15 protein-coding genes are annotated in these 19,885 nt (G+C 54.6%); 10 read left to right on the top strand and 5 right to left on the bottom strand.

Annotation, left to right across the window (positions count from 1 at the left end; genetic code table 11):
* Positions 1–100: 100 nt before the first annotated feature.
* From G0Q06_RS07005 to G0Q06_RS07035, 7 genes are read left to right on the top strand one after another with little or no spacing between them, the layout of a single operon-like run.
* Positions 101–901, top strand: a complete 801-nt coding sequence (locus G0Q06_RS07005; RefSeq protein WP_163963872.1) for a nucleoside phosphorylase-I family protein — start codon at positions 101–103, stop codon at positions 899–901.
* The gene (locus G0Q06_RS07010; RefSeq protein ID WP_163963874.1) at positions 885–1,898 is read left to right on the top strand and encodes an SPL family radical SAM protein; all 1,014 of its coding nucleotides are present in this window, start codon (positions 885–887) and stop codon (positions 1,896–1,898) included. Before G0Q06_RS07005 ends, G0Q06_RS07010 begins: the two co-directional genes overlap by 17 nt.
* Positions 1,889–3,289 carry an SDR family oxidoreductase gene (locus G0Q06_RS07015; RefSeq protein ID WP_163963876.1) on the top strand — a complete coding sequence of 467 codons (1,401 nt, stop codon included), beginning with the start codon at positions 1,889–1,891 and terminating at the stop codon, positions 3,287–3,289. Before G0Q06_RS07010 ends, G0Q06_RS07015 begins: the two co-directional genes overlap by 10 nt.
* 59 nt (positions 3,290–3,348) lie before the next feature.
* Positions 3,349–3,981 (top strand): nucleotide exchange factor GrpE, encoded by a 633-nt coding sequence (locus G0Q06_RS07020; RefSeq protein ID WP_163963877.1) that lies wholly within the window; start codon positions 3,349–3,351, stop codon positions 3,979–3,981.
* Between the two features lie 5 nt (positions 3,982–3,986).
* Positions 3,987–5,135: a molecular chaperone DnaJ gene (dnaJ, locus tag G0Q06_RS07025; protein ID WP_163963878.1), complete on the top strand. Its 1,149-nt coding sequence runs from the start codon at positions 3,987–3,989 to the stop codon at positions 5,133–5,135.
* A 21-nt stretch (positions 5,136–5,156) separates the two neighbouring features.
* Positions 5,157–5,738: a phosphoribosylglycinamide formyltransferase gene (gene purN, locus G0Q06_RS07030; protein ID WP_163963880.1), complete on the top strand. Its 582-nt coding sequence runs from the start codon at positions 5,157–5,159 to the stop codon at positions 5,736–5,738.
* Entirely contained in the window at positions 5,735–6,616 is an 882-nt protein-coding gene (locus G0Q06_RS07035) for a 50S ribosomal protein L11 methyltransferase (RefSeq protein WP_163963882.1), read from the top strand. The genes purN and G0Q06_RS07035 overlap by 4 nt, the downstream gene beginning before the upstream one ends.
* On the opposite strand, the gene G0Q06_RS07040 is transcribed toward G0Q06_RS07035, so the two are convergent.
* Positions 6,613–7,050 carry an acyl-CoA thioesterase gene (locus tag G0Q06_RS07040; RefSeq protein WP_163963884.1) on the bottom strand — a complete coding sequence of 146 codons (438 nt, stop codon included), beginning with the start codon at positions 7,048–7,050 and terminating at the stop codon, positions 6,613–6,615. The two genes, G0Q06_RS07035 and G0Q06_RS07040, sit on opposite strands and share 4 nt — an antisense overlap.
* A 57-nt stretch (positions 7,051–7,107) precedes the next feature.
* On the bottom strand, positions 7,108–8,937 hold the full coding sequence (locus G0Q06_RS07045) for a dienelactone hydrolase family protein (RefSeq protein ID WP_238710388.1): 1,830 nt from the start codon (positions 8,935–8,937) through the stop codon (positions 7,108–7,110).
* Positions 8,938–9,074: 137 nt separating this feature from the next.
* Between G0Q06_RS07045 and G0Q06_RS07050 the strand changes: the two genes are divergently transcribed.
* The gene (locus G0Q06_RS07050; protein ID WP_163963888.1) at positions 9,075–10,697 is read left to right on the top strand and encodes a M14 family zinc carboxypeptidase; all 1,623 of its coding nucleotides are present in this window, start codon (positions 9,075–9,077) and stop codon (positions 10,695–10,697) included.
* On the opposite strand, the gene dcuC is transcribed toward G0Q06_RS07050, so the two are convergent.
* The 3 genes from dcuC to G0Q06_RS07065 form a co-directional block, all read right to left on the bottom strand.
* Positions 10,638–12,923 (bottom strand): C4-dicarboxylate transporter DcuC, encoded by a 2,286-nt coding sequence (dcuC, locus tag G0Q06_RS14485; protein WP_238710391.1) that lies wholly within the window; start codon positions 12,921–12,923, stop codon positions 10,638–10,640. The two genes, G0Q06_RS07050 and dcuC, sit on opposite strands and share 60 nt — an antisense overlap.
* On the bottom strand, positions 12,923–14,056 hold the full coding sequence (locus G0Q06_RS07060; protein ID WP_163963890.1) for a M20 family metallopeptidase: 1,134 nt from the start codon (positions 14,054–14,056) through the stop codon (positions 12,923–12,925). Before G0Q06_RS07060 ends, dcuC begins: the two co-directional genes overlap by 1 nt.
* Before the next feature lie 108 nt (positions 14,057–14,164).
* Positions 14,165–17,173, bottom strand: a complete 3,009-nt coding sequence (locus tag G0Q06_RS07065; RefSeq protein ID WP_163963892.1) for a TonB-dependent receptor plug domain-containing protein — start codon at positions 17,171–17,173, stop codon at positions 14,165–14,167.
* A gap of 270 nt (positions 17,174–17,443) precedes the next feature.
* On the opposite strand from G0Q06_RS07065, the gene G0Q06_RS07070 reads away from it, so the two are divergent.
* Both G0Q06_RS07070 and ggt read left to right on the top strand, forming a co-directional pair.
* The gene (locus G0Q06_RS07070; protein WP_163963894.1) at positions 17,444–18,142 is read left to right on the top strand and encodes a GntR family transcriptional regulator; all 699 of its coding nucleotides are present in this window, start codon (positions 17,444–17,446) and stop codon (positions 18,140–18,142) included.
* A 21-nt stretch (positions 18,143–18,163) separates the two neighbouring features.
* Positions 18,164–19,882 carry a gamma-glutamyltransferase gene (gene ggt / locus G0Q06_RS07075; RefSeq protein WP_163963896.1) on the top strand — a complete coding sequence of 573 codons (1,719 nt, stop codon included), beginning with the start codon at positions 18,164–18,166 and terminating at the stop codon, positions 19,880–19,882.
* Positions 19,883–19,885: the final 3 nt, after the last annotated feature.

The following is a 19,885-nucleotide window of genomic DNA, read 5'->3' on the forward strand; positions in this document are numbered from 1 at the left end:
TATCCAGATTTCTTTAAATTCCCTTCCCCGTCGAGATTTTCCAGCGATGCCAGTCTAACGTGTTGACCTTGCCGGCACCCGCTTGCGACCCTTTAACGACATGATTCTTGTCACGACAGCCCTGCCCATCGAGGCCAAACCGCTCGTTTCACGGCTTGGGCTGACAGCCATCGCGGACGAGGCATATCCGGTGTACAAGGGTGAAGATTATGTCCTTGTGGTGACTGGGGTTGGGGCGCTGAAGGCCAGCGCTGCCACGGGTTGGGCCATGGCGCGCTTTCCCGGGATTTTTGCCGCCATTAATGCGGGCTTTTGCGGGGCTGCCCCCGAAGTCGCCGGGCTACATGAATGGGTTTATATTTCCTCAATAAGGGACAAGGCGAGCGGACGACTTTCGATACCGGATATACTCCAGAAACATCCCTTCAGGGAGGCCGCCCTGCTGACTGTCCCAACTGTTGTGAAGGACCGCATTGATTGGAACGGTGTTGTGGACATGGAAGGGAGTGGATTCTTTGAGGCGGCAAGGAAGTTTGTTTCCCCGGACCAGATTTCCCTGATTAAATGGGTTTCTGATCCGCTAACGGGTTCCATTCACTTGGAGGAGACTTCCAGGGCCTATGCCGAGGGGCTTGACCCAGCGGTGGATTTTATCCGGCAATGGCCCCGCTTCCTTGAAGGAAAAATGGACAAGGCCCCGGAAGAGCTTGTCGGGCAAGTGGAACAGCGACTGAAGCTGACCTCGACCCAGCGACATTATGTCAGGAAGTGGGCCAGCGGGTATCTGGCGCGGGGTGGGGATCCCGGGGAGGTTTACAGGCTGTTGCCCGAGGCGGTTCCCGCGAGTAAATCCCAAAACACCCGGATTTTTGAAAGCCTTAAAAATGTATTCAAAAACTAGTACATTTTCGCATATTTACATTGAGACGTGCGCACTGGATCATCCGCGCACGCAGGGAATCCTGAAACGCTTTCCAAAAAGCACCGTTGTCGAGGTGGATGATTACCAGAATGTATTTGGTCGAGGAAAGCAGAACTTCTGGCGCCAGAAAGCGAGTCCAAAACTGATTCTTGGGATAAAAAAGGATAACTTCCTTTATGAGGGAAACGAGTTTCTACAGGCCAACTTGTCACCAAATTTCTGTTACAATGCGCTTGTCCTGAATTGTCCGTACGATTGTCACTATTGCTATCTTCAGGGAATGTACGGGAGTGCCAATGTAGTGGCTTTTGTGAACATGGAAGAGTATTTCAAGGCGGCGGAGAATCAGGTAAAAGCCCGTCCCGATCCCTCCACTCCGATGCCGTTGGCAATATCCTACGACTCCGACCTCCTTTCCCTTGAGGGTGTGCTTGGTTACGTAAAGGAATGGGTCGATTGGTCGCGCGGGCAACCGGATGTCCTCGTCGAAGTGCGTACAAAATCCGCAGGCAAGCGGTTTTTCCTCGAGAATGAGCCCTCACGCTCGGTACGGATGGCCTGGACGCTTTCGCCGGATTTTGTGTGCCGGCAGTATGAGTCTGGTGCGCCAGGGCTGGATGCGCGACTCGAGGCCCTTAATCAGGCTGTCGAGCGTGGTTGGCGGATTTCCCTTTGCCTGGATCCGATCCTGAAAGTCAAGAATGCTGACCGCGTCTACCGGGAGTTTATGGACAGGCTTTCTGGTTCCCTGCCCTGGGAGGCCGTTGAACGGGTTGAGTTGGGGGTCTTCAGGGTCAGTACCAGCTACTTTAAACACATGTTAAAGCGTCCGGATACGGACCTCTTGCATTATCCCTATGAGCATGCTAACAACGCCGTTTCTTATAATGAAGCCGAGAAGGATGCACTTGTTGAGTTGTGCCGTGGCGGACTTATGAATATACTTTCCGAAGATAAGATACATATATGGACATAGCAATTGTAACGGGAGCCTCGAGCTCTCTTGGCCTGGCTATTTCGAAGCGCCTGATCCAGATGGGATTTCGCGTTTACGGACTGGGAGGGGACTACACGGACTGCAGCCTGCAGAACGTCAACTTCAAGCCCTATCCCTGCGATTTGGGAGACCCGGAGGCCGTTGAGGCGGCTGCACAAAACATATTGAACAAGGAGAAGGGCGTTTTCCTCTTGATCAATAATGCCAAGTACTACGGGAAAAAACAGTTTTTTGAAGCAGACCGTGGAGAGATTCAGCGAGTCCTGAACATCAACCTCTTGTGCCCGCTGATTCTGACACGGGCCCTCGCGGACAGCCTTGTCACCCTGCAGGGGTTTCTCATCCAGCTGGGATCTCCCTACGCGGAAACCAGCCGCGGAGGGCCAGTCGGAGCAGCTGCTTCGGGCGGCCTGAAGTGGATGGGGGAAGTACTCTTCCATGATTTACGCGATCACGGGGTCAAGGTTTGCCATCTTTCACCGGAGCCAAACAGGGGCCGTGATCCCCGCACGGTAGCCCGCCCGGGTGCCCGTGTTGAGTCGGCGATTGATCCGGAAGCCGTGGCCCAGGCGGTAGAGCAGATTATCCAGAGCCGGTTCGGGAATATCGTCACCGAGATGGTCCTGAGGCCGCTCCGCGTGAGTGAGCCTGAGTTTGATCCAGTCATTCGCCTCCCTTATCCCAAGCCAAAGCCCGTTCCATATACGGTTCCCCGGGAAATGATTGAGGCGGAGGAGCAACTGGAAAACGAGGAAATCGATAGAAAACAGAACCAGCGCAGGAAAAAGCAGCAAACCAAGAAGCGGGCTGCACCCAATGAGCCCAAAGCGGATAAAGAAGTGCCCAAGGGTGAAGACGAGAAAGAGAGACCCAAGCGCAAGCGGGCCAGAAAAGCCAAATCTTCAAGAACCGCCACCGAGGAGAAAAAGACTGAAGGGAAAGAAAAGCAGGGCGAAAAATCCCCGAGGCGCGACAAGCCTGCAAAACGGGAACATGCAAAGAAGGAGCCAACCGAGGAAGTCAGCCAGGAGCCGGAACAGAAGCGCCGTCGTCCACGCCGCAAGCCGAGGCCCCCAATGACAAGTGTCGGGTTTTTAAATCGCGAAAAGGAGAAGTCAGCCGATTCGGCTGATAATTCAAGGCAGATGAGCCCGGATAAACCGGCGGAGAAAAAACCTCATCTTAAAGACGAGAAACATCCGGCCAAAAAAGCCCCGAAAAGGGCGGTCAAAAAGGTTGCCAAAAAAGCCGTGAAAAAAGCCGCAACAGCTAAAAAAGCGGTCGAAAAGTCGACTACCGCTAAAAAGGCTGCTCCAAAAAAGCGTGCAGCAAGGAAAACGGCGAAAAAGGACGCTGCCAAAAGCGTTTGAAATTCTCAGAATTGATGCGAGAGTTCCAAGCCTTTTGCCGAAATAAGCCGAAAGACAAAATGAGTAAGAATTCAGATAATCCAGAAAATCAAAACCCTGAGGAGCAATCCGAGGAAGTGAAGACCCCGGAAGAGGCCTCGCAGGAGCAGGAACAAGCTGTTCATTCCACTGAACCGGATGCTGAGATTAGCGGGCTGCTTAAGAAGCTCGACGAGGCAACGGCGGAAATTTCAGAACAGAAGGAGCGCTATCTGCGAACCGTCGCAGATCTGGAAAACTACCGGAAGCGTGCCGTTCGCGAGAAGGATGAAGCCCGCCGGCAGGCGAACTGCGGCTTGATGGAGGATTTACTACCGATCCTTGATAATTTCCGCCTCGGACTGAAGTCAGCTGAATCCCATGAGGGTGGAGCGGTCTTTGCCGAGGGATTTCGCATGATTCTCGGACAAATGGAATCGACCTTGCGCCAGAATGGACTCGAGGAGATCAACCCGGAGAAGGGGCCCTTTGACCCGAATTTTCATGAGGCCGTGGCACATGTGCCGCATGATGAGGTCGCTGACGGCGAAATCATCGAGGTCCACCGTATCGGCTACAAATTGCATGAGCGCCTTTTGCGTCCCGCATCAGTGCTGATTTCCAGTGGACCGGCGGAGGTAGCCGCTGAAACATCTGAAGCGGAGGAAAAATAGTCCGGATGGCCAAGCACGATTACTACGAATTGCTGGGTGTCGGCCGTGACGCCACACCAGAGCAGATCAAGAAAGCCTACCGCAAGAAGGCCGTCGAGTTCCACCCGGACAAGCACAAGGGCGACAAAGGCATGGAGGAGAAGTTCAAGGAAGTCTCCGAGGCCTATGAGGTGCTCAAGGATGCCGACAAGAAGGCAGCCTACGACCGTTACGGCCATGCAGCCTTCGAGCAGGGCGGAGCTGGCATGCGCGGCGGAGCCGGGGGCGGCTTCCATGATCCGTTTGATATTTTCCGTGAGGTTTTTGGAGGCAGCGCCTTTGATGACTTCTTTGGTGGTGGAGGCGGCGGCAGCCGGGGTTCCCAGGCAAACCAGGGCGGATCAGATCTTCGCTATGATATCGAGATCTCGCTTGTGGACGCCTACAAGGGGGTTGAAAAAGAGGTTTCCTACCGGACCGCGGTCGCCTGTAGCCACTGTAGCGGTTCTGGCGCTGAACCCGGATCACGGGTGGTCAACTGCTCAACCTGTGGCGGTGCAGGTCGCGTGGTAAGCTCAAGAGGCTTTTTTCAGGTTCAACAGGCTTGCCCGTCCTGTAACGGCGCCGGTCGCATGCCGGAAAAGCGCTGTGGCTCCTGCAATGGCGATGGCCGTGTGGTGAAAAACAAGAAGGTGAAGATTCATGTTCCGGCGGGAATTGCCACCGGACAGAAACTTCGTTCAGCCGGAAACGGCGAAGCGGGCGTGATGGGCGGACCTGCGGGCGACCTGTATGTCGTCGTGCACGTGAAGGAGCACAACATTTTCGAGCGTCACGGGGATGATCTTTATTGTGATGTACCGATCAAGTTCACCCTGGCGGCGCTTGGCGGGACAATCGAAGTGCCCACGCTCTCCAACACAAGCGGCCGGGTCTCCCTGAAAATTCCTGCGGGAACGCAAAACGGAACGGTCTTCAAACTTCGTGATCGCGGCATGCCCTCCTTACGCGGTGGGACAAAAGGCAACCAGTTTGCGCGGGTCCATATCGAGGTGCCCAAGAAGCTGAAAAGCGATCAGCGTGAGCTGCTTGAAAAATTTGCCCAAGTATCGGGGGATGCTGATAATCCGATGGAGGAGAGCTTCTGGGACAAGGCCAAGAAGATCTTCGATTAACGTGAAACTTGAGGGACAGCGATGCGGTTTGTGATTTTGGGATCTGGAACAGGGAGCAATGCCGAAGCGCTTTTGAAAGCATGGGACGAGGGAAAACTGGGTAAGGCCGAACCCGTTGCCATTCTCAGTGACAAGCCTGAAGCCCGCATCCTCCAGTTGGGAAAACCGTTTGGCGTGCCAGGAATTCATGTGGAACCGGGTCCGTTCCGGACTAAGTTGTCCCCGGAGGGCGAGCAGGCCTATATCGAGGCAATACGCGCCACGAAGGCGGACTTGGTTGTTCTGGCAGGATTCATGCGGGTCCTCAAGGAGCCTTTCCTTGAGGCTTTCCCCAACCGGATCATCAATTTGCATCCCAGCCTGCTTCCCAGCTTCAAGGGATTGGACGGCATCCGCCAGGCCTACGAATACGGGGTGAAAGTGACCGGCTGCACGGTCCACTTTGTTTCAGGTGAGCTTGATGGTGGGAGGATCATCGACCAGAAGGTTGTTCCCATCGAAAGAACCGATTCACTTGAGGATCTTGAATTAAAAGTTCACGCCGCTGAACACGAACTGTTGCCGCAAGTTGTCCGTGCACTCGCCGAGGGAGGCCTTGAATGATCGAGATCCGCTTTCCCATCGATGAGGCGTTCGCCCAACAACTGGAAGATTATTTCTGCGAAGAGTATCAAGAGTATTGGTCAATCGAGGAAAACCGGCTCACGCACGAAAACTTTCTCCGCGGCTTTTTTGAAGACCAACAGGTCCTTGCCGAGGAAACGGCATCCCTCCGCAAGGAATTCCCCTCTCTTCCGGACGATCCCCCGATCAAGGAGCTTCCCGATCAGGACTGGAAGGAGGCCTACAAGCTGCATTTCAAGCCATGGAGTGAGCGCGGTCTGCACTGGGTTCCACTCTGGGAAAAAGACACTTACCAACTCCCGGAAGGAGAGGAGATTGTCTATCTCGATCCGGGGATGGCCTTTGGAACCGGTAACCATGAGACAACCCGGCTCTGCGTGCGCCGCTTGCTGGACGCCCGGGACGAATGGGGGAGCGCTGTTTCAGCAAAGCGGGTCATCGATGCCGGATGCGGTTCAGGCATCCTTGCCATTTCAGCAGCAAAAGTCGGTTTCACGGATGTCACTGGTTTCGACAACGACCCCGACTCGGTCCGCATCAGTCTCGAAAATGAAAAGCTCTGTGATCTTGATGGTCGCATTGACTTCAAATGGGCCGACCTCAAGGAGGGGCTTATTGGACAAACCGGGGACCTGCTCCTCGCCAACATTCTTGCCAACGTCCTTTGCGACCATGCTGAACTCCTTTGCCAGTCCGTCCGGCCAGGCGGGTGGCTTGTCCTCAGCGGCATCCTTGCCAGCGAGGTAAAGGCTGTGCATGCGGTCTTCGCCCCGGTTGTGGAAAACCATACGGGCACATTGCCTGATATGGATGCCCGAATTGAGGGCGAATGGTCGGATTTGTGCTACCGGTTTTAAGCTGGATCGGGGGAGATTGGAAGGATCGCGGGAACGGAATCCGGAATCGGTTTCGGATGACCCGACTGCACATCGATGAAGACCCAGTCTGTTTCCCCGCGCGCAATAATCTGTTTATCTCCCACCCGCCGGAATGTATATTTTCTCAAGGAGCGAACTCTCCGGAGATTAGATATCCAAGTCAGTGCCTCAAGTTCATCTCCTTCGAAAGCCGGTCTCAAGTACTCAATATGATGCGACCGCGCAACCCAAGTGGCAGCGTTGTCCCGGTTAACGGTTTCCCCGCCCACGGTCTGCCAGTGCTTGATCGCAAGATCCTGCATCCACTGCACATAAACCACATTGTTAACATGGCCGTTGCGATCTATGGCTGTCCTTGGAACCGTGAATCGTTTCTGGAATATCCGAATGGGCCCCGTGTCCTCTTCACTCATACCGGCAACTTTTCAAGAGTGACCGGAAATGGCAATTCGCGAAATCGCCACCCATTCTTACAGCGGCGTGTAGCAGACCGTATTGGAAAGCAGGATCATGATGAAGATCAGACACATCGTCATGGGGCCAAGATAAATACGCCCGGTCATCCGAAAAAAGTAGCGGTTGAAGTAAGGCAGAATAAACATGATCGGGACGACCGCAAACAGCAGGTTGATGTAGAGCCATCCATCCGTCCAGTAGACGGTTCCGGTCACCGCAAAGGTGACGTATTGGACAAGGACAATAAAGAACAAGCCGAGTGAGTTGGCGATGCCCGCCCGTAACATGCTTTTCCATTCGGGCTCTCCCTCAATGCGCATGGCGCCGTTGACCCGCAATGAATTTGAGAGGAAGAAAATAAAGAACATTGGCACGTACATCAGCATCAGGAGGATCAGGACGGGCTGGAAGACCCGCACGCCCATGAACATGAAGCGGTAGTCGACATGCAGGAAATAATACAAGGCAAAGAGAAGAAAGTAAAAGGAGGAGAAAATGGAAAGGGCGAGCAGGGCTGTCCGCTTCAGCTCCATCCAGTTGGTCTTTGCCCCCCATAACCCTGGGTGAATACCATGCTTCTTTCCGTGAAAACGGTAACTCAGGTAGAAGATGATGAATCCGATTATCCCGTTGAAGACCGCCCAGAGCATGACCCCGTTGTTCATCCGTTGCGGGAAAAACCATGTCATCTCCCGGCTGGATGCCGCCACAAACAACTTCTTGGACAGCTCAGTCATCGGAATGTATGAAAAACAGGCGATCAAGGCGCCGAGGATAAAGAGACCCCAAAAGAGAATTTTGCCTTTCCCGCGCGGTACCGGCTGGGCTTCGGGAAGCGGGTGTACAAGCACCCGGAAATACGGAACCTTTGCCAGCAGCAGTTGCCCAAGGGGAACAATGGCGATGAAAGCGGCAACCAGCGATACAAGGCTGAGGATTTCCTTCCAGTACCACACCTGGTTCCGGCTTGTGATGGCTGGGTCAAGGTCGAATACTTTCTCGAAATACTCGATCTGGTTCGCTGTCGCTTCACGCATGTATGGCTGAAAGGGATGCAGGATACGTTCGTTGTGGATGACCCGCAGGGTTCGGTCCTCCGCATTACCATAGTATTTTCCCAGCTCCACTTCCCGAATTGGTTCATCTCCGGGCAGAAGGGCCGAATTGACGGTCCGCAAGGCTTCCGGGGCAACCCGCATGTCCCCGTTTTTAAGGTCATTCCGGTAGGCCCCCTCGTCATAATAGGCATAGCTAACACCGACGTTCGAACGAACATCTGCGAGGACATCATCCCTCAGGGTCAGTACGTATCCAGAAACGAATACAGAATGGAGCTTGCTGGGTCTTCCTGTCCGAATCGATTCTCTACCAAAGAAGTTTGCTCCCCGGATGGCTGCGTTACCGCCGGCTGAATGACCCGTCGCACCAATGCGCTCCTTATCAATATAATTCAGATTGGATGTCTCAGCCGCGTAGTCCACCAGGGCAAACATACCATATCCCTCGGTTGTCGCAGCCCGACGGCTCATCGATGAGCTTGATCCGCCCTGCGCGTAGGGGTCAATCGATATGGCCACGATCCCCCGCCGGGACAACTCGATGGCAATGTTAGACAAGGCCTCCTTCGAGCGCTGAAAACCCGGTACCACGACAACCAGCGGGGCGGGGTTGTCTTTCGTCGCCGTGTCCGGCTTGAATAAATCCGCTACCAGCCATTGCCCGTTTTGCGTCGGAAGTTTGATCTCCATCACGTCAACCCGTCCCCAGGACTGCTGGATCCCAGAGGTGATGAGGCTCGCGAGAATCACCATCCCGACACATATGGCCAGGAGATGGCGGCTCATGGGACCGGATTCTTTCATATCTACAAGAGTTGCAATTCGGGGTTAATGTATACAATCTCTATCGAACAAGGGTGTTTAGGGCTGTCAATACCCCATTTTTGGTTGACCTCAACCTGCCTTGTATACAATCGCCTCATATGAAGGCGTTTTTAGAATTAATTAAAGGCCTGCCCCTGTGTGTCTTCCCGGGTCTGCTTTTTGGTTACACGGCTCCGGGACCGGAGGTAGAGGACGGATATTACCGTGATCCGTCCGGGCTTACAGAGCGCTGGTTTCCCAAGCCGGAAAAGGAACTGCGGACACCCGGCGCGAAAACGGGTCGCTGGTCGACCGTCGAGGAAGTTTATGCTGCCTTGGACGAGTTGGCCCTTGAGCGGGAGGACCTGGAGGTACGCGAAGTAGGGGAGAGCCTGTTGGGGGTGCCCATCAGGGCGCTATTTCAGACAAGTCCTAGCCCTGACGCCGTGACGGTTTTGGTGCAGGCGCGGGTACACGGGAATGAGCCCGCCTCGACAGAAGGGGCACTTGAGCTGGCTTATGAGTTGGCGCGAGGGGACCTCGCAGAGTTGGACATGAATATCATCATCCTGCCGGTCCTGAATCCCGAGGGGGCACGCGAAATGCGCCGACGGACCGGGACAGATATTGATCCAAACCGCGATTACATCCTGCACAAAAGCGGATCCATCCGGGCGGTTTACCGCCTGATGCGGGAATACGATCCTGAAGTGGTCATGGACATGCATGAGCACGACGCCTACGCGTGGCCGTATGACCTGATGACGATTGGCCCGAACAACCCCAACATTCCGGAGGACATCCTGTCATTCACTAATGGGGTCGTGATTGGAGGGATGAAAAAGGCCTTTGATGCGGCTGGACTACATCTGGGACCTTATCGCCTCCTCGACTTTCAGGAAGATGGTGTGCGGGTTCGTGAATCGGCCACAACCTTTGTGAGTGAGAAGAATGCCTTGGCGATGGCTGGACGCATCAGCCTGCTGACGGAAGGCAGGGGAATTGGTCTTGGAACCCAACATTTTCACAGGCGCACCTTCACGCAATACACGGCGGCCCGCTCGGTGCTGGAGACCGTGGCGGAGAATCAGGATGAAATCAGGCGAATTGTCGCGGAGGCGAGGAATACAATTACATCAGGCAAGGATGACTGGGTTCTTCGGGTTGACCCGGTGAAGGTGCCCTCAACCCATGAACTGGTGAACGCTGAAACCTTCGGGACGGAGGCGGTTGAGACGACTTATTGGGAGCGAACCAAGGGGACCGTGGTCGATATCCAGAAAAGGCCAGCTGCCTATGTCCTGCACGCAAGCGAGGCCGCATTGGCGGATCGGCTGCGTCGATTCGGACTCGAGATGACAACCCTGAATAAAGAAACAGCCATCACGGTCGAGACCCTAAGCGTGGATACTTTCAATCCGGGAAGTGCCGTTCTGTACGGGGGTGAATTACTGCGAAGCGACGGGGCACCTGTACGACCGGCGGTCCTGCGCAACCATGAAATATCGATGGATGTTAAGACGCAAAACCGGATGTTTCCCCAAGGTAGTTGGATTGTCAGTACAGCCCAACCCAACGCACTTTACCTGATCACCCTCGAACCTCGCTGCCTGTCTGGATTTGCCTCGCTGGGATTCTGGGGGAACCAACTTGATTCAGGTTTTGAGTTTCCTGTATACAGGCTAATGGATCAGGGCGTGCACAATGACCATGACAATCACGCCTCCGATCATCGGGACTGAAGTTCGCTTCACAATGGCGAACGGGCTGACATTGGCCGCGCTGGAAACAGCAATGATCACGCCTGCGACAGGGGAGAAGCTGCGGAATAAGCCCGCTGCCAGCTGAGCAGGGAGCATCATTGTAACGGTGCTCACGCCCATTGGTGAGGCAATACCGGGAATCATGTTCGCGAAACTGAACAGGGCGGCGTTGCCACTTCCTGTAACGAGTGTTGTAAACCCGATTAATAAAACGAGTGCGATCACCATCGCGATACTTCCCATGCCGGCGTTCTGGACCATGCCAATTAACCCGTCAATGAGGCCGGTCGCCTTGACCCCGGTGGCGAAAGTTTCGGCAGCCACAATCAGCGTCACAACCTTGGCCAGAATGTCGCCCATGCCCTTGAAAAAGTGAACGATCCCGGCAAGGGCCTCCCTGAGGCTTCGTTTGCGAATGGCTTCGCAGCCCATGCTGAAGAAGAGGCTGATCAACATGGCCGTCACAACATCCACCTGGATTGATTTAACAACAAGTGGACTGAACACCAGAAGCAGCACCAAGGGAAGGATCGGGAGAAAAGCATAGAAGCCGGGCACGTTCTCGTTGGGAACCTCGTCTTGAAGACCTGCCAAGGCTTGCTCCGGCTCTTCCGGCAAGCGTTTATCGCAAAACCGCTGCCAAAGAAAATGCAGAAGGGCGACAACGGGAATCACGAACACTGCGACTGGAAGCTGGTAACGCACAAAATAAACCACGGGTTCCATTCCGCTTACACTGGCAGCCACATTCGAAGCTCCGGAAGCGGGACCGAGATCAAGGCAGGCTGTCGTCCCGATAACCGCTGCCACGGAGACAGGTCGCAGGCCAAGCTCGACAAGCGTCGGGTACATCGCGACGAGGAGCAGCATGGCCAAGCCAGCCGCGCTCGGGACAAAGATATTCAAGGTTTGTCCAACGGCGTAGGCAAATGCCAGGAGAAGGTACGGGTTCTTCAGGTTGGAAAGGGGGCGCACTGATAATTTGACCAAGGCCGTGGAAGCGGAAATGGACGACATGTATCGCGCGAACCCGCCTGCGGCCATGATGATCAGCCCGATCTTTGCAAGGCGCGTGGAGAAGCTCTCCTTCACTATGGCAAAGAGGTCGAATCCAAACCATCCGGTCGGAGAATGTTCATAAGCCGTAAAAGGATTTCCGGTGATCCGGGCAGAGACATAAGCAAGAATCAACAGGGCAAAACCGGATATGAAAAGGGTGGCATGAGTCTGGTAGCGCCTGACGACCATAAACACTGTAAGGGCAATAAAAAGAATGGCGATCAGCTGTGTAACGCGCTCCAGGGGATGAGGAACGGGCTCCATTTTATTGGCCATGAAACGAGCCGCTGCCGGGGCCATGCGGTCGCCTTCATGCGCTACACCCGGAACAACTTGTAGTTGCCAGTTAAATACAGTTCCAAGTTTCTCTGCCAGTTCCTTACCGGCATTGTAGAAAACCTGGCCACGCTCAAAACGGTGGGCACCCTGTAACATTGCCTCCGGTGCGCGGCGCAAGCTACTGTGCATGGGATCATTGTCCCTGTCGCCGAGCAGGACCAGCAGATTGGAAGCAAGGTAGGCCGGCATGTCCTTTTCAGAAATTCCTGTCCCCTTGAATCCGTAGGGCCAACTCTCCGTGAAAGATGGAAAGGTATACCAGCCTGCATTTGCGGCCACGGCCAGCAAGAGCTGTTCATCCGGTGCGAAGGCAATCTTCCGGTGAAGAAACTGGCTTCCGGCACTATGACCAAAAGCAAAGTATCCATTGGCCCGTGTGTCACCGCTTGTATGCCTGAGATAGTCGAATACTTCTCCGGGGACCTTGTAGCTCCATTCCGATTCCGGCTTCCGGGTCAAGTCCTCCTCGGAAAGGAAAACATTTCCCAAATTGTACCCGACGGTATTGGGATAGTCCTCCTCACTGAACAAAGGGGCGATGACAAAGAGCCCGTGTTTATCCGCCAGCTCGATCCATCCATCCCGGTATTCACCAGGATTACGATTCATCCCGTGGAAGACCATCACCGGGGGGTTGCCCGGGTTATAATTATCCGACTTCACATAGTGGACAACAACCTCCTTGCCGTTTCTTTCACTTGTGAAGCTGAATGAACCGGTTCCATCGGGAAGCACCGCCTCAAGAATGACCGACAGGAATAACCCAAATAGAGTCAGGAGCCAGAAGACGAGTTGTCGTGGAATCATCAGGTTTGTCTGTTTCCGATTGCTTCGACAAAATCCCTGAAGATGGACATACGCTCGTTCAGCTCAGCCATCTCCAAGTACTCGCGATCCGTATGATAGCCGCCGCCCACAGGCCCCAAACCACATAGGGTAGGAATGTTGAATGCGCTTGCATATGATGCATCCGATCCTCCACCCGAGAATGTCCATTTGAGTTGAACGCCGTATTTTTTCCCGATCTCGTTCATGGATTCGATAAGTTCATCTCCCCGTGCGGTGGGCCGCATCGGGGGCCGGGTGATTCCGCCCGACACATCAATGGTAACCTTTGGATCCGTTGGAGCCTGTCCCATTTCTTCAATAGTTTTCGCAAGTCGAACAGCATCCTCCATGTGAACCACCCGCACATCCAAACGGCATTCAGCAAAATCTGGAACAGCGTTAATGGAGACGCCACCCTTGACAATACCCGGGTTCAGATTGATTCCCCGCTTTGGGTCATCCAGCTCCCGCAGCCTTAAGATCATGCGCGCCATTTCTGTGACAGCGCAGTTTCCGTTTTCAGGATCCACACCCGAGTGCGCGCTCTTTCCGTGAAATTGAATGGTGTAACGGAGAATTCCCTTACGCTGTCGAACACAGGAGCCGTCCGCTCGTGCTGGCTCAGTCGTCACCACTACCTTTGCCTGCTTGGATTTCTCTTCCAGAAACGGCCGAATTGTCGGGCAGCTGAGTTCGTGTTCCCCGTTAAAAATAATCCCAATATTTCCATTCAGCCTTTTCTCGTGTTCAAGCTGTTCAATGGAATGCAACGCCATCAGGCATCCCGCCTTCATGTCGGCCACTCCGGGTCCCATGTAACGCTTGTCCTTTATTGAGAAGGGCCGAGCCTCAGCGGTTTTGTCAGGAAAGACAGTATCGACGTGGGAAATAATCAACAGGTCGAGATCATTTGCATCGCCATTCCATGTGAACAAGGTTTTGCCGTAGTGATCTGGCTGATACGCGACAAAGCGCGTCTGCCATCCAAGTTGTTTAAACCGGTCTTCAAACCAGTCAGAAACCCGGTTCACGCCATCAATGACCGTTGAGCCGGAATCTATATTCACAAGGAACTTCAGTTCTTCTTCAAATGCTTTCAGATCAAACTTCATTTTCCTGTCAAGATGGACAAGGTTTGCGATTGGAGGGGGCCGGCGCCCGACCTCGGCCGGGCACCGGATTCTCCACAATAATCACATCAACTCTCCCACGCCCCCTTTTTAGAAGGAGTACTTCAGGTCAAGATAGTAATACCGTTCCCGGTTGCTGTGCAGGGACGGTTCATAACCAAAGGACTCATCCGGATTGAAGGATGGATCCTCGTCGAAGAGGTTTCGGATACCGAAGGAAACGGCCAGGCCGTCCAGCGATCCGTCGTTGAAGCGGTAGCCCATGCGAATGCTGGTGCGCATGTAATCGTCGATCACCCACTCGCGTCCATCATCGCCATCCACATCGTTATCAACTGTCTCACTGATGTAATTGACGGTGACGCTGGCTGACCAGTTGTCTTTGCGCCAGCTAAGGGTGGACTTGCCGCGGAAGCGCGGGTTGATCTCGTCCTTGATCTGGCTAACCGGGCTGTCCCCTGCAACTTCAATGTCATCGAAGGATTCAAGGTAACTTCCCTCAGCCGTCAGGCGGAAGCGACCAAAGGACGTTTCCGGGAAGGCGTATTCCAAGCCGAAATCCCAGCCGGAAATCTCCCGCGCCGCTTCATTGACGAAGGGGTTGATAACCCGCGAGATCGCACCAGCCGGTGCATATCCAAGGCCTGTTGCAAGGTCGATTTGCTCCTGTGTGATGGGATCACGCTCAACGCGCGGATCACCGATGACGACATCACCGGGGGAATAATCTGCCGGGTTGGCGGAGAGGGCATCAAGGATGTCCTGGTCAGCATCGATGATGTCAGCTGTCCCGATAGTCCCGATACGGTCTGTGATCTCAATTTCCCAATAATCGGCCGTCAATGTAAGGCCCTCGATGTAGGGTACACGCCAGACAATACCAAATGTCTTGGTTTTGGATTCTTCCGGTCCCAGACCAAAGTTTCCACCCCGAAGGTCAGCCAGTTGTTCCGATCCGTCGTTGGCAGCGTTATCCGGATCCCACTGGAGCCGGTAGTCGTCAAGGATACCGGTGTTGAAGCGCTGGATCGGCTTTGTCAGGATGGACAAGTTCGGCGCGGTAAAGCCTTGTGCCTGGCTTGTGCGCAGGAGCAGATCCGGGCTGAGGTACCACATGACCCCAACTTTGGGTTTAGTCAGGTCGCCAAAGTCGCTGTAGTCTTCCCAGCGGCCGGCAAGTTGCACTTCGAGGCGATGGAAGAGGGGCGTCCTGTTTGCCTCACCGACAATGGGGACCAGAAGCTCAGCATAAGCGCCGATAACTTCGCGATCAGAGTCCGTATCCTCTGTCGGGCTGACACCAATGATATCGGAAGTGCCCTGGAAGGAGTCGTCAAAGCGGATTGTCCCGTCGATTCGCGGATCGCGGTCGTCCATGTAAGTTTCTTCACGGGCTTCAATCCCAAGGGCAATACCGACCGGGTTGCCAAAGAGTTCGGTCACCTCGGGGTTGTTGGCCCGCAGGTCGTAGCTCAGCAATTCTGTTTCTGCTGTCCGCGATACTTGAATGATGAGATCCTCAAAATCCTCCCGGTTATTTGCCCCCGGTCCCGAAAAGACATTCAGGGCTGCAGGTGTGTCATCCGCAAGGGCTCCTGACAGTCCGGTCTTCGACAAGCGGTTGGAGGAGGTGTCGGTGGCTTCGTTCAAGTTGTAGCGGATACCGGTTTCCCAGTACCAGTTGTCGTATGCCTTACCTTTCAACCCGATCGTGTAGAGGTAGCTGTCTGTCTCGACATCGACCAGTCTGGGTCCGGCCCATTCTGTCCGCCAGCCTTCGAGGACAATCCCAATTCCTTCATCCGGGAGCGGGTCGCCGTTTTGCAAGGTGATTCCCGAAAGGCGGTTCGGATTAGTACGTCCGTCGGCAAAGGTTACCGGCCCGAATGGATTGTAGTAATTCTGTGCCGGAATGACGATGTCGTCACTGGTGCCAATGACCACGGGGGCACGCTGCTGCCACGTATCAGCATGGTAATACCCAATCTCTGCAAAGAGCTTCAATGTATCGGAAAACTCATGGTGAAGGGTGGCGAAAAAGTTAGTCCGCTCCACCTCTGAGGTAAGCGTCCGCCAGGGAGCAAAGTCATATCGCTCGTCGCGGGGCAGGGCATCGTCGTCAATGTTGGTTCCATCAGCCAGCACGGCTGTGGTTCCCGGAAGTCCCGGTGCATTGATGTGGAATTCGCCGGTGCCGTCAGTAATTTCGACCCCGTTTTGTGAGAGTTCATCCCGGCTGCCGGGAAGGTCTGTCTCAAAGCGTGCATACACACTACCTGAGCTGACATTGATGATGGACACATCGCCTCGCCAGTTTTCATCGACCAAAGGCCGCTTGTCGCCAGCGCGGGCGTACCATCGATCCGTCGCGATAATTGGATCCCGCTCAAAGTAGCTGAGAAACAATGACAGGTTGGTCTTCCCTTCATTGAAGTCGAATCCACCGGTATAGGTGTAGAGCTGCTCGGTGTAGTCCCCGCTACCGTCCTGTCCATAGCGGAGCCGGACTTCATTGCCGAGAAAGTTGGTATCAAGAACCGTATTGACCACCCCGGCTGAGGCGTCCGTACCATAAATGGCGGAAGCACCGTCACGGAGAACGTCAATCCGCTCAATCAGCCCTGCCGGCATCACGTTTGCGTTGACCAGCACGCTGGGTGCCTGACCCACCGTTTGGTTGAGCGGGTGCGGTGCCAGGCGACGGCCATTCATGAGGACGAGGGTCTGTCCCGGGCCGGCGCCGCGCAGGTTGATCGAGGTGACATCGCCACGGGCGTCATTGGGACCGTCCTCCGTCTCGTTGAATTCCGGGGATCCAGTAAAAACAAGTTCTGAAAATATCTCCCCCGGGGAAATGAATCCATCGGACTCAATCTCATTCATTTCCAAAATGGAAACGGGAAGTCCTGATTCCTGGTCAAACCGTGTAATCGCGGAGCCCAATACAGTCACTGGCTCGAGCTCGAATACATCTTCATCCTCTTCTGCTTGGCCGCTGGCGGCGTTGAAGGGAAGCAGCAGACCACAGAGCCCGCTTACTATTATAGTGCGAAGCGGCAACCAGTTGGATGCGCTCCCGGTTAAGGGTGTCTTTTTCATATCTATTTCCTTGGTAGTGGTTGAGTTGTGAAAGATTGTATACGAAAACAGGCTAAACGGCTTGTCAAACCCATATTGAAAGAGGGTTTTTCCTTTAAGCGGGTCTTATTCTGTGAATATTGGGCGGGTAAGCGTCTTATTACAAGCAACTTAACCCAAAATTAGTAATCGTATACGAAATGCCGGAATCCCTTGACAGTTGGGGATGCGACCCGTAGCAAAAAGTGATCAGTCCGCTGTAAATGGACCTTAATCTCTACCGAAAACCGAATGCATCAAAGGAAGCCATCGCTGATAGAAATCCCGGAAGACATGCCGGGGAGCCGAAACTTGCGGGACCAGATCTATGGACAAATCAAGCGTCGCATTCTCAGTGGCCGGATCGCTCCTGGGGAGCATCTCCGGGAGAAGGCGCTCTGTGAGGAATTGGAGGTTTCGAGGACGCCCTTGCGGGAGGCCTTGAACCGTCTGGGCAATGAGGACCTGGTCATTTTCCGTCCTCATTGCGGGTATTTGGCGGCACCAATCAGTGCGGAGGAGGCGAGGCGCCTGCAGGAGCTCCGCAGAATAGTTGAGTCCAAAGTGGCTGCGCTGGCGGCAGTCAAGGCGAGCGAGGAAGACATCAAGCTGTTTCGGGCAGCAGCGGAAATGCCAGAGATCAAGGCTGGGGACGATGCGTCCTTTGTCGCTTTCTGTCAGGCGAATGCCCGTTTCCATCTCCTCTTGGCGCAATGCGTGGACAACCATTTTCTGGAACAGATTGTCATGTCGTCCCTTGATCAATACCAGCGACCGGCTTATCTGGGAATCGGGCGGGTGACGGATCACAAGAAGCCGAGCAAGTGCCACCATGACATTGTGGATGCGATCGAGGCCCGTGATCCGACAAAAGCGGAAGTGGTCATGTGCGGTCATGTGATTGGGGGCAGTGAACGAATTATTGCCGCCCTTATTGAGGCGGGCTACTAGGAAAAAGTAAAAGACATGGACATGAAGCAGGGAGAATTTATCCGAGTACGGGCTGTTCACCTGATCTGTGCAGTATGCCTCATTGTCTCAACGGCCGGATGTGCTTCCACCGAATCAATTGTCCCGGTGATGGGCGATCAGGGGATGGTTGTTGCCGGCCATCCCGAGGCAGCTGAGATTGGGCTCTCGGTACTAAAGTCGGGTGGTAACGCAATGGATGCGGCGGTCGCTGCCTCTTTCGCACTGGGCGTCGCGGAGCCCTACGGATCCGGGATTGGCGGAAAGTGTGTCATTGTTTATTTCGAGGCCGAAAGCGGAGAGACCTGGTTTTTTGAGGGTCTGGACGAATCCGGAGCGGAACTGGATGTGGAGGCCTTTGTGGAAGCCGGCTCAGACGCGCGGGCAGAAGGTGCCTTGGGAGTGGGCGTGCCCGGTCTGGTCGCGACGATGGAGGCAGCCCATGAAAAGCTGGGAAGTCGTCCGTGGGCGGAATTGCTCGAGCCGTCAATCCGTTTGGCACGGGACGGGTTTACGGTGGTTCCCGGAATGAAAGTCTTTTTCGAGCGACGCATTGAGCGAATTCAGTCACATCCGGAATGTGCGCGCCTGTACATGCCTGGTGGGGCTGTGCCGGAGGAGGGGACTCGCCTTCCCAATCCCGATTTGGCCACTACGATGGAGCACATCGCGGCCAAGGGCCGTCAGGGATTTTATGAGGGAAGGGTTGCGGAGTTGATAGTGAATGAGCTGCAATCGAAAGGAAGCTCACTCACTTTGTCCGATTTTAAACACTACAAAGCCCAGGTCTCCAAGCCCTTGACGGCCGACTGGGAAGGCTACGAGTTGATGACCGCCACGCCCCCGGTCTCGGGCGGAGCCACTGTCCTGCTTGCCTTGAAAGTTCTGGAGGGGCACTCATGGCCGGATAGTGAACCCTTCCGTACGGCTAACAATATCGACCATTGGGGCCGGGCCATGCGACATGTGTATCCAGTTATTCAGGACACTATTGCCGATGTCCCGGAGGCGATGGATTCGTGGGAAAAACTGGTTGATCCGGAAGCGGTCGCCCAATTGCGCAAGGCAGCATTGAAAACGGATTTGGCAGGGATATCTGAACAAGACGGCCTTGAAGCGGCTGAGCCGCTCGCCAGCGGCCCGGGCGGCTGGACCACACACTTTGTGGTTGCTGACAGCAAGGGCAATGTGGCCTCTGTGACGCAATCCCTCAGCCACCACTTTGGGTCCGGTGTCATTGCGCCCGGCACAGGGGTCATCCTCAACAACTCCCTGAATAATTTCAGCACCTTCAATCCGGAAGGGGTGAATTATGCCGCCCCACAGAAACGTGCCCGAAGCACAATTGCGCCGATGATTGTTTTAAAGGATGGCCGGCCGGTCCTGGCGATCGGCCTGCCTGGTGGACAACGAATCCCGACCACGCTCATTCAAGTCCTTATTGATCATTTGCAATTCGGAAGCGGGTTGGGGGAGGCGATTAGTTCCCCGCGCTTCCACCTCTTGAGGAGCTGGTCCGCTGAACCGGATTCGGACCTTTTCCAGATGGAGAAAGACACCTCTCTGGAGCTATCCACTCATCTCCGTGAAAAGGGTTGGCAGGTTGAAGTTTCGGACGACACCGAATTCTTTGGCGGCGTGACCGGTCTGGAAATTTCCGGGGAGGGCAAACTAACCGGCTGGGCGGATTACCGCCGTACCAATCACGCGGTGGGGTATTGAGGA

Source organism: Oceanipulchritudo coccoides, from assembly GCF_010500615.1.
GTDB classification, from domain to species: Bacteria; Verrucomicrobiota; Verrucomicrobiia; order Opitutales; family Oceanipulchritudinaceae; genus Oceanipulchritudo; species Oceanipulchritudo coccoides.

Bases quoted from the DNA above. Each gene is read 5' to 3' on its own strand.
- G0Q06_RS07040 (WP_163963884.1), bottom strand. From the start codon at position 7,050: ATGAGTGAAGAGGACACGGGGCCCATTCGGATATTCCAGAAACGATTC.
- dcuC (WP_238710391.1), bottom strand. From the start codon at position 12,923: ATGATTCCACGACAACTCGTCTTCTGGCTCCTGACTCTATTTGGGTTA.
- G0Q06_RS07070 (WP_163963894.1), top strand. From the start codon at position 17,444: ATGCATCAAAGGAAGCCATCGCTGATAGAAATCCCGGAAGACATGCCG.
- ggt (WP_163963896.1), top strand. From the start codon at position 18,164: ATGAAGCAGGGAGAATTTATCCGAGTACGGGCTGTTCACCTGATCTGT.
- G0Q06_RS07065 (WP_163963892.1), bottom strand. From the start codon at position 17,173: ATGAAAAAGACACCCTTAACCGGGAGCGCATCCAACTGGTTGCCGCTT.
- G0Q06_RS07045 (WP_238710388.1), bottom strand. From the start codon at position 8,937: ATGAGCCGCCATCTCCTGGCCATATGTGTCGGGATGGTGATTCTCGCG.
- G0Q06_RS07020 (WP_163963877.1), top strand. From the start codon at position 3,349: ATGAGTAAGAATTCAGATAATCCAGAAAATCAAAACCCTGAGGAGCAA.
- purN (WP_163963880.1), top strand. From the start codon at position 5,157: ATGCGGTTTGTGATTTTGGGATCTGGAACAGGGAGCAATGCCGAAGCG.
- dnaJ (WP_163963878.1), top strand. From the start codon at position 3,987: ATGGCCAAGCACGATTACTACGAATTGCTGGGTGTCGGCCGTGACGCC.
- G0Q06_RS07005 (WP_163963872.1), top strand. From the start codon at position 101: ATGATTCTTGTCACGACAGCCCTGCCCATCGAGGCCAAACCGCTCGTT.
- G0Q06_RS07035 (WP_163963882.1), top strand. From the start codon at position 5,735: ATGATCGAGATCCGCTTTCCCATCGATGAGGCGTTCGCCCAACAACTG.
- G0Q06_RS07015 (WP_163963876.1), top strand. From the start codon at position 1,889: ATGGACATAGCAATTGTAACGGGAGCCTCGAGCTCTCTTGGCCTGGCT.
- G0Q06_RS07050 (WP_163963888.1), top strand. From the start codon at position 9,075: ATGAAGGCGTTTTTAGAATTAATTAAAGGCCTGCCCCTGTGTGTCTTC.
- G0Q06_RS07060 (WP_163963890.1), bottom strand. From the start codon at position 14,056: ATGAAGTTTGATCTGAAAGCATTTGAAGAAGAACTGAAGTTCCTTGTG.
- G0Q06_RS07010 (WP_163963874.1), top strand. From the start codon at position 885: ATGTATTCAAAAACTAGTACATTTTCGCATATTTACATTGAGACGTGC.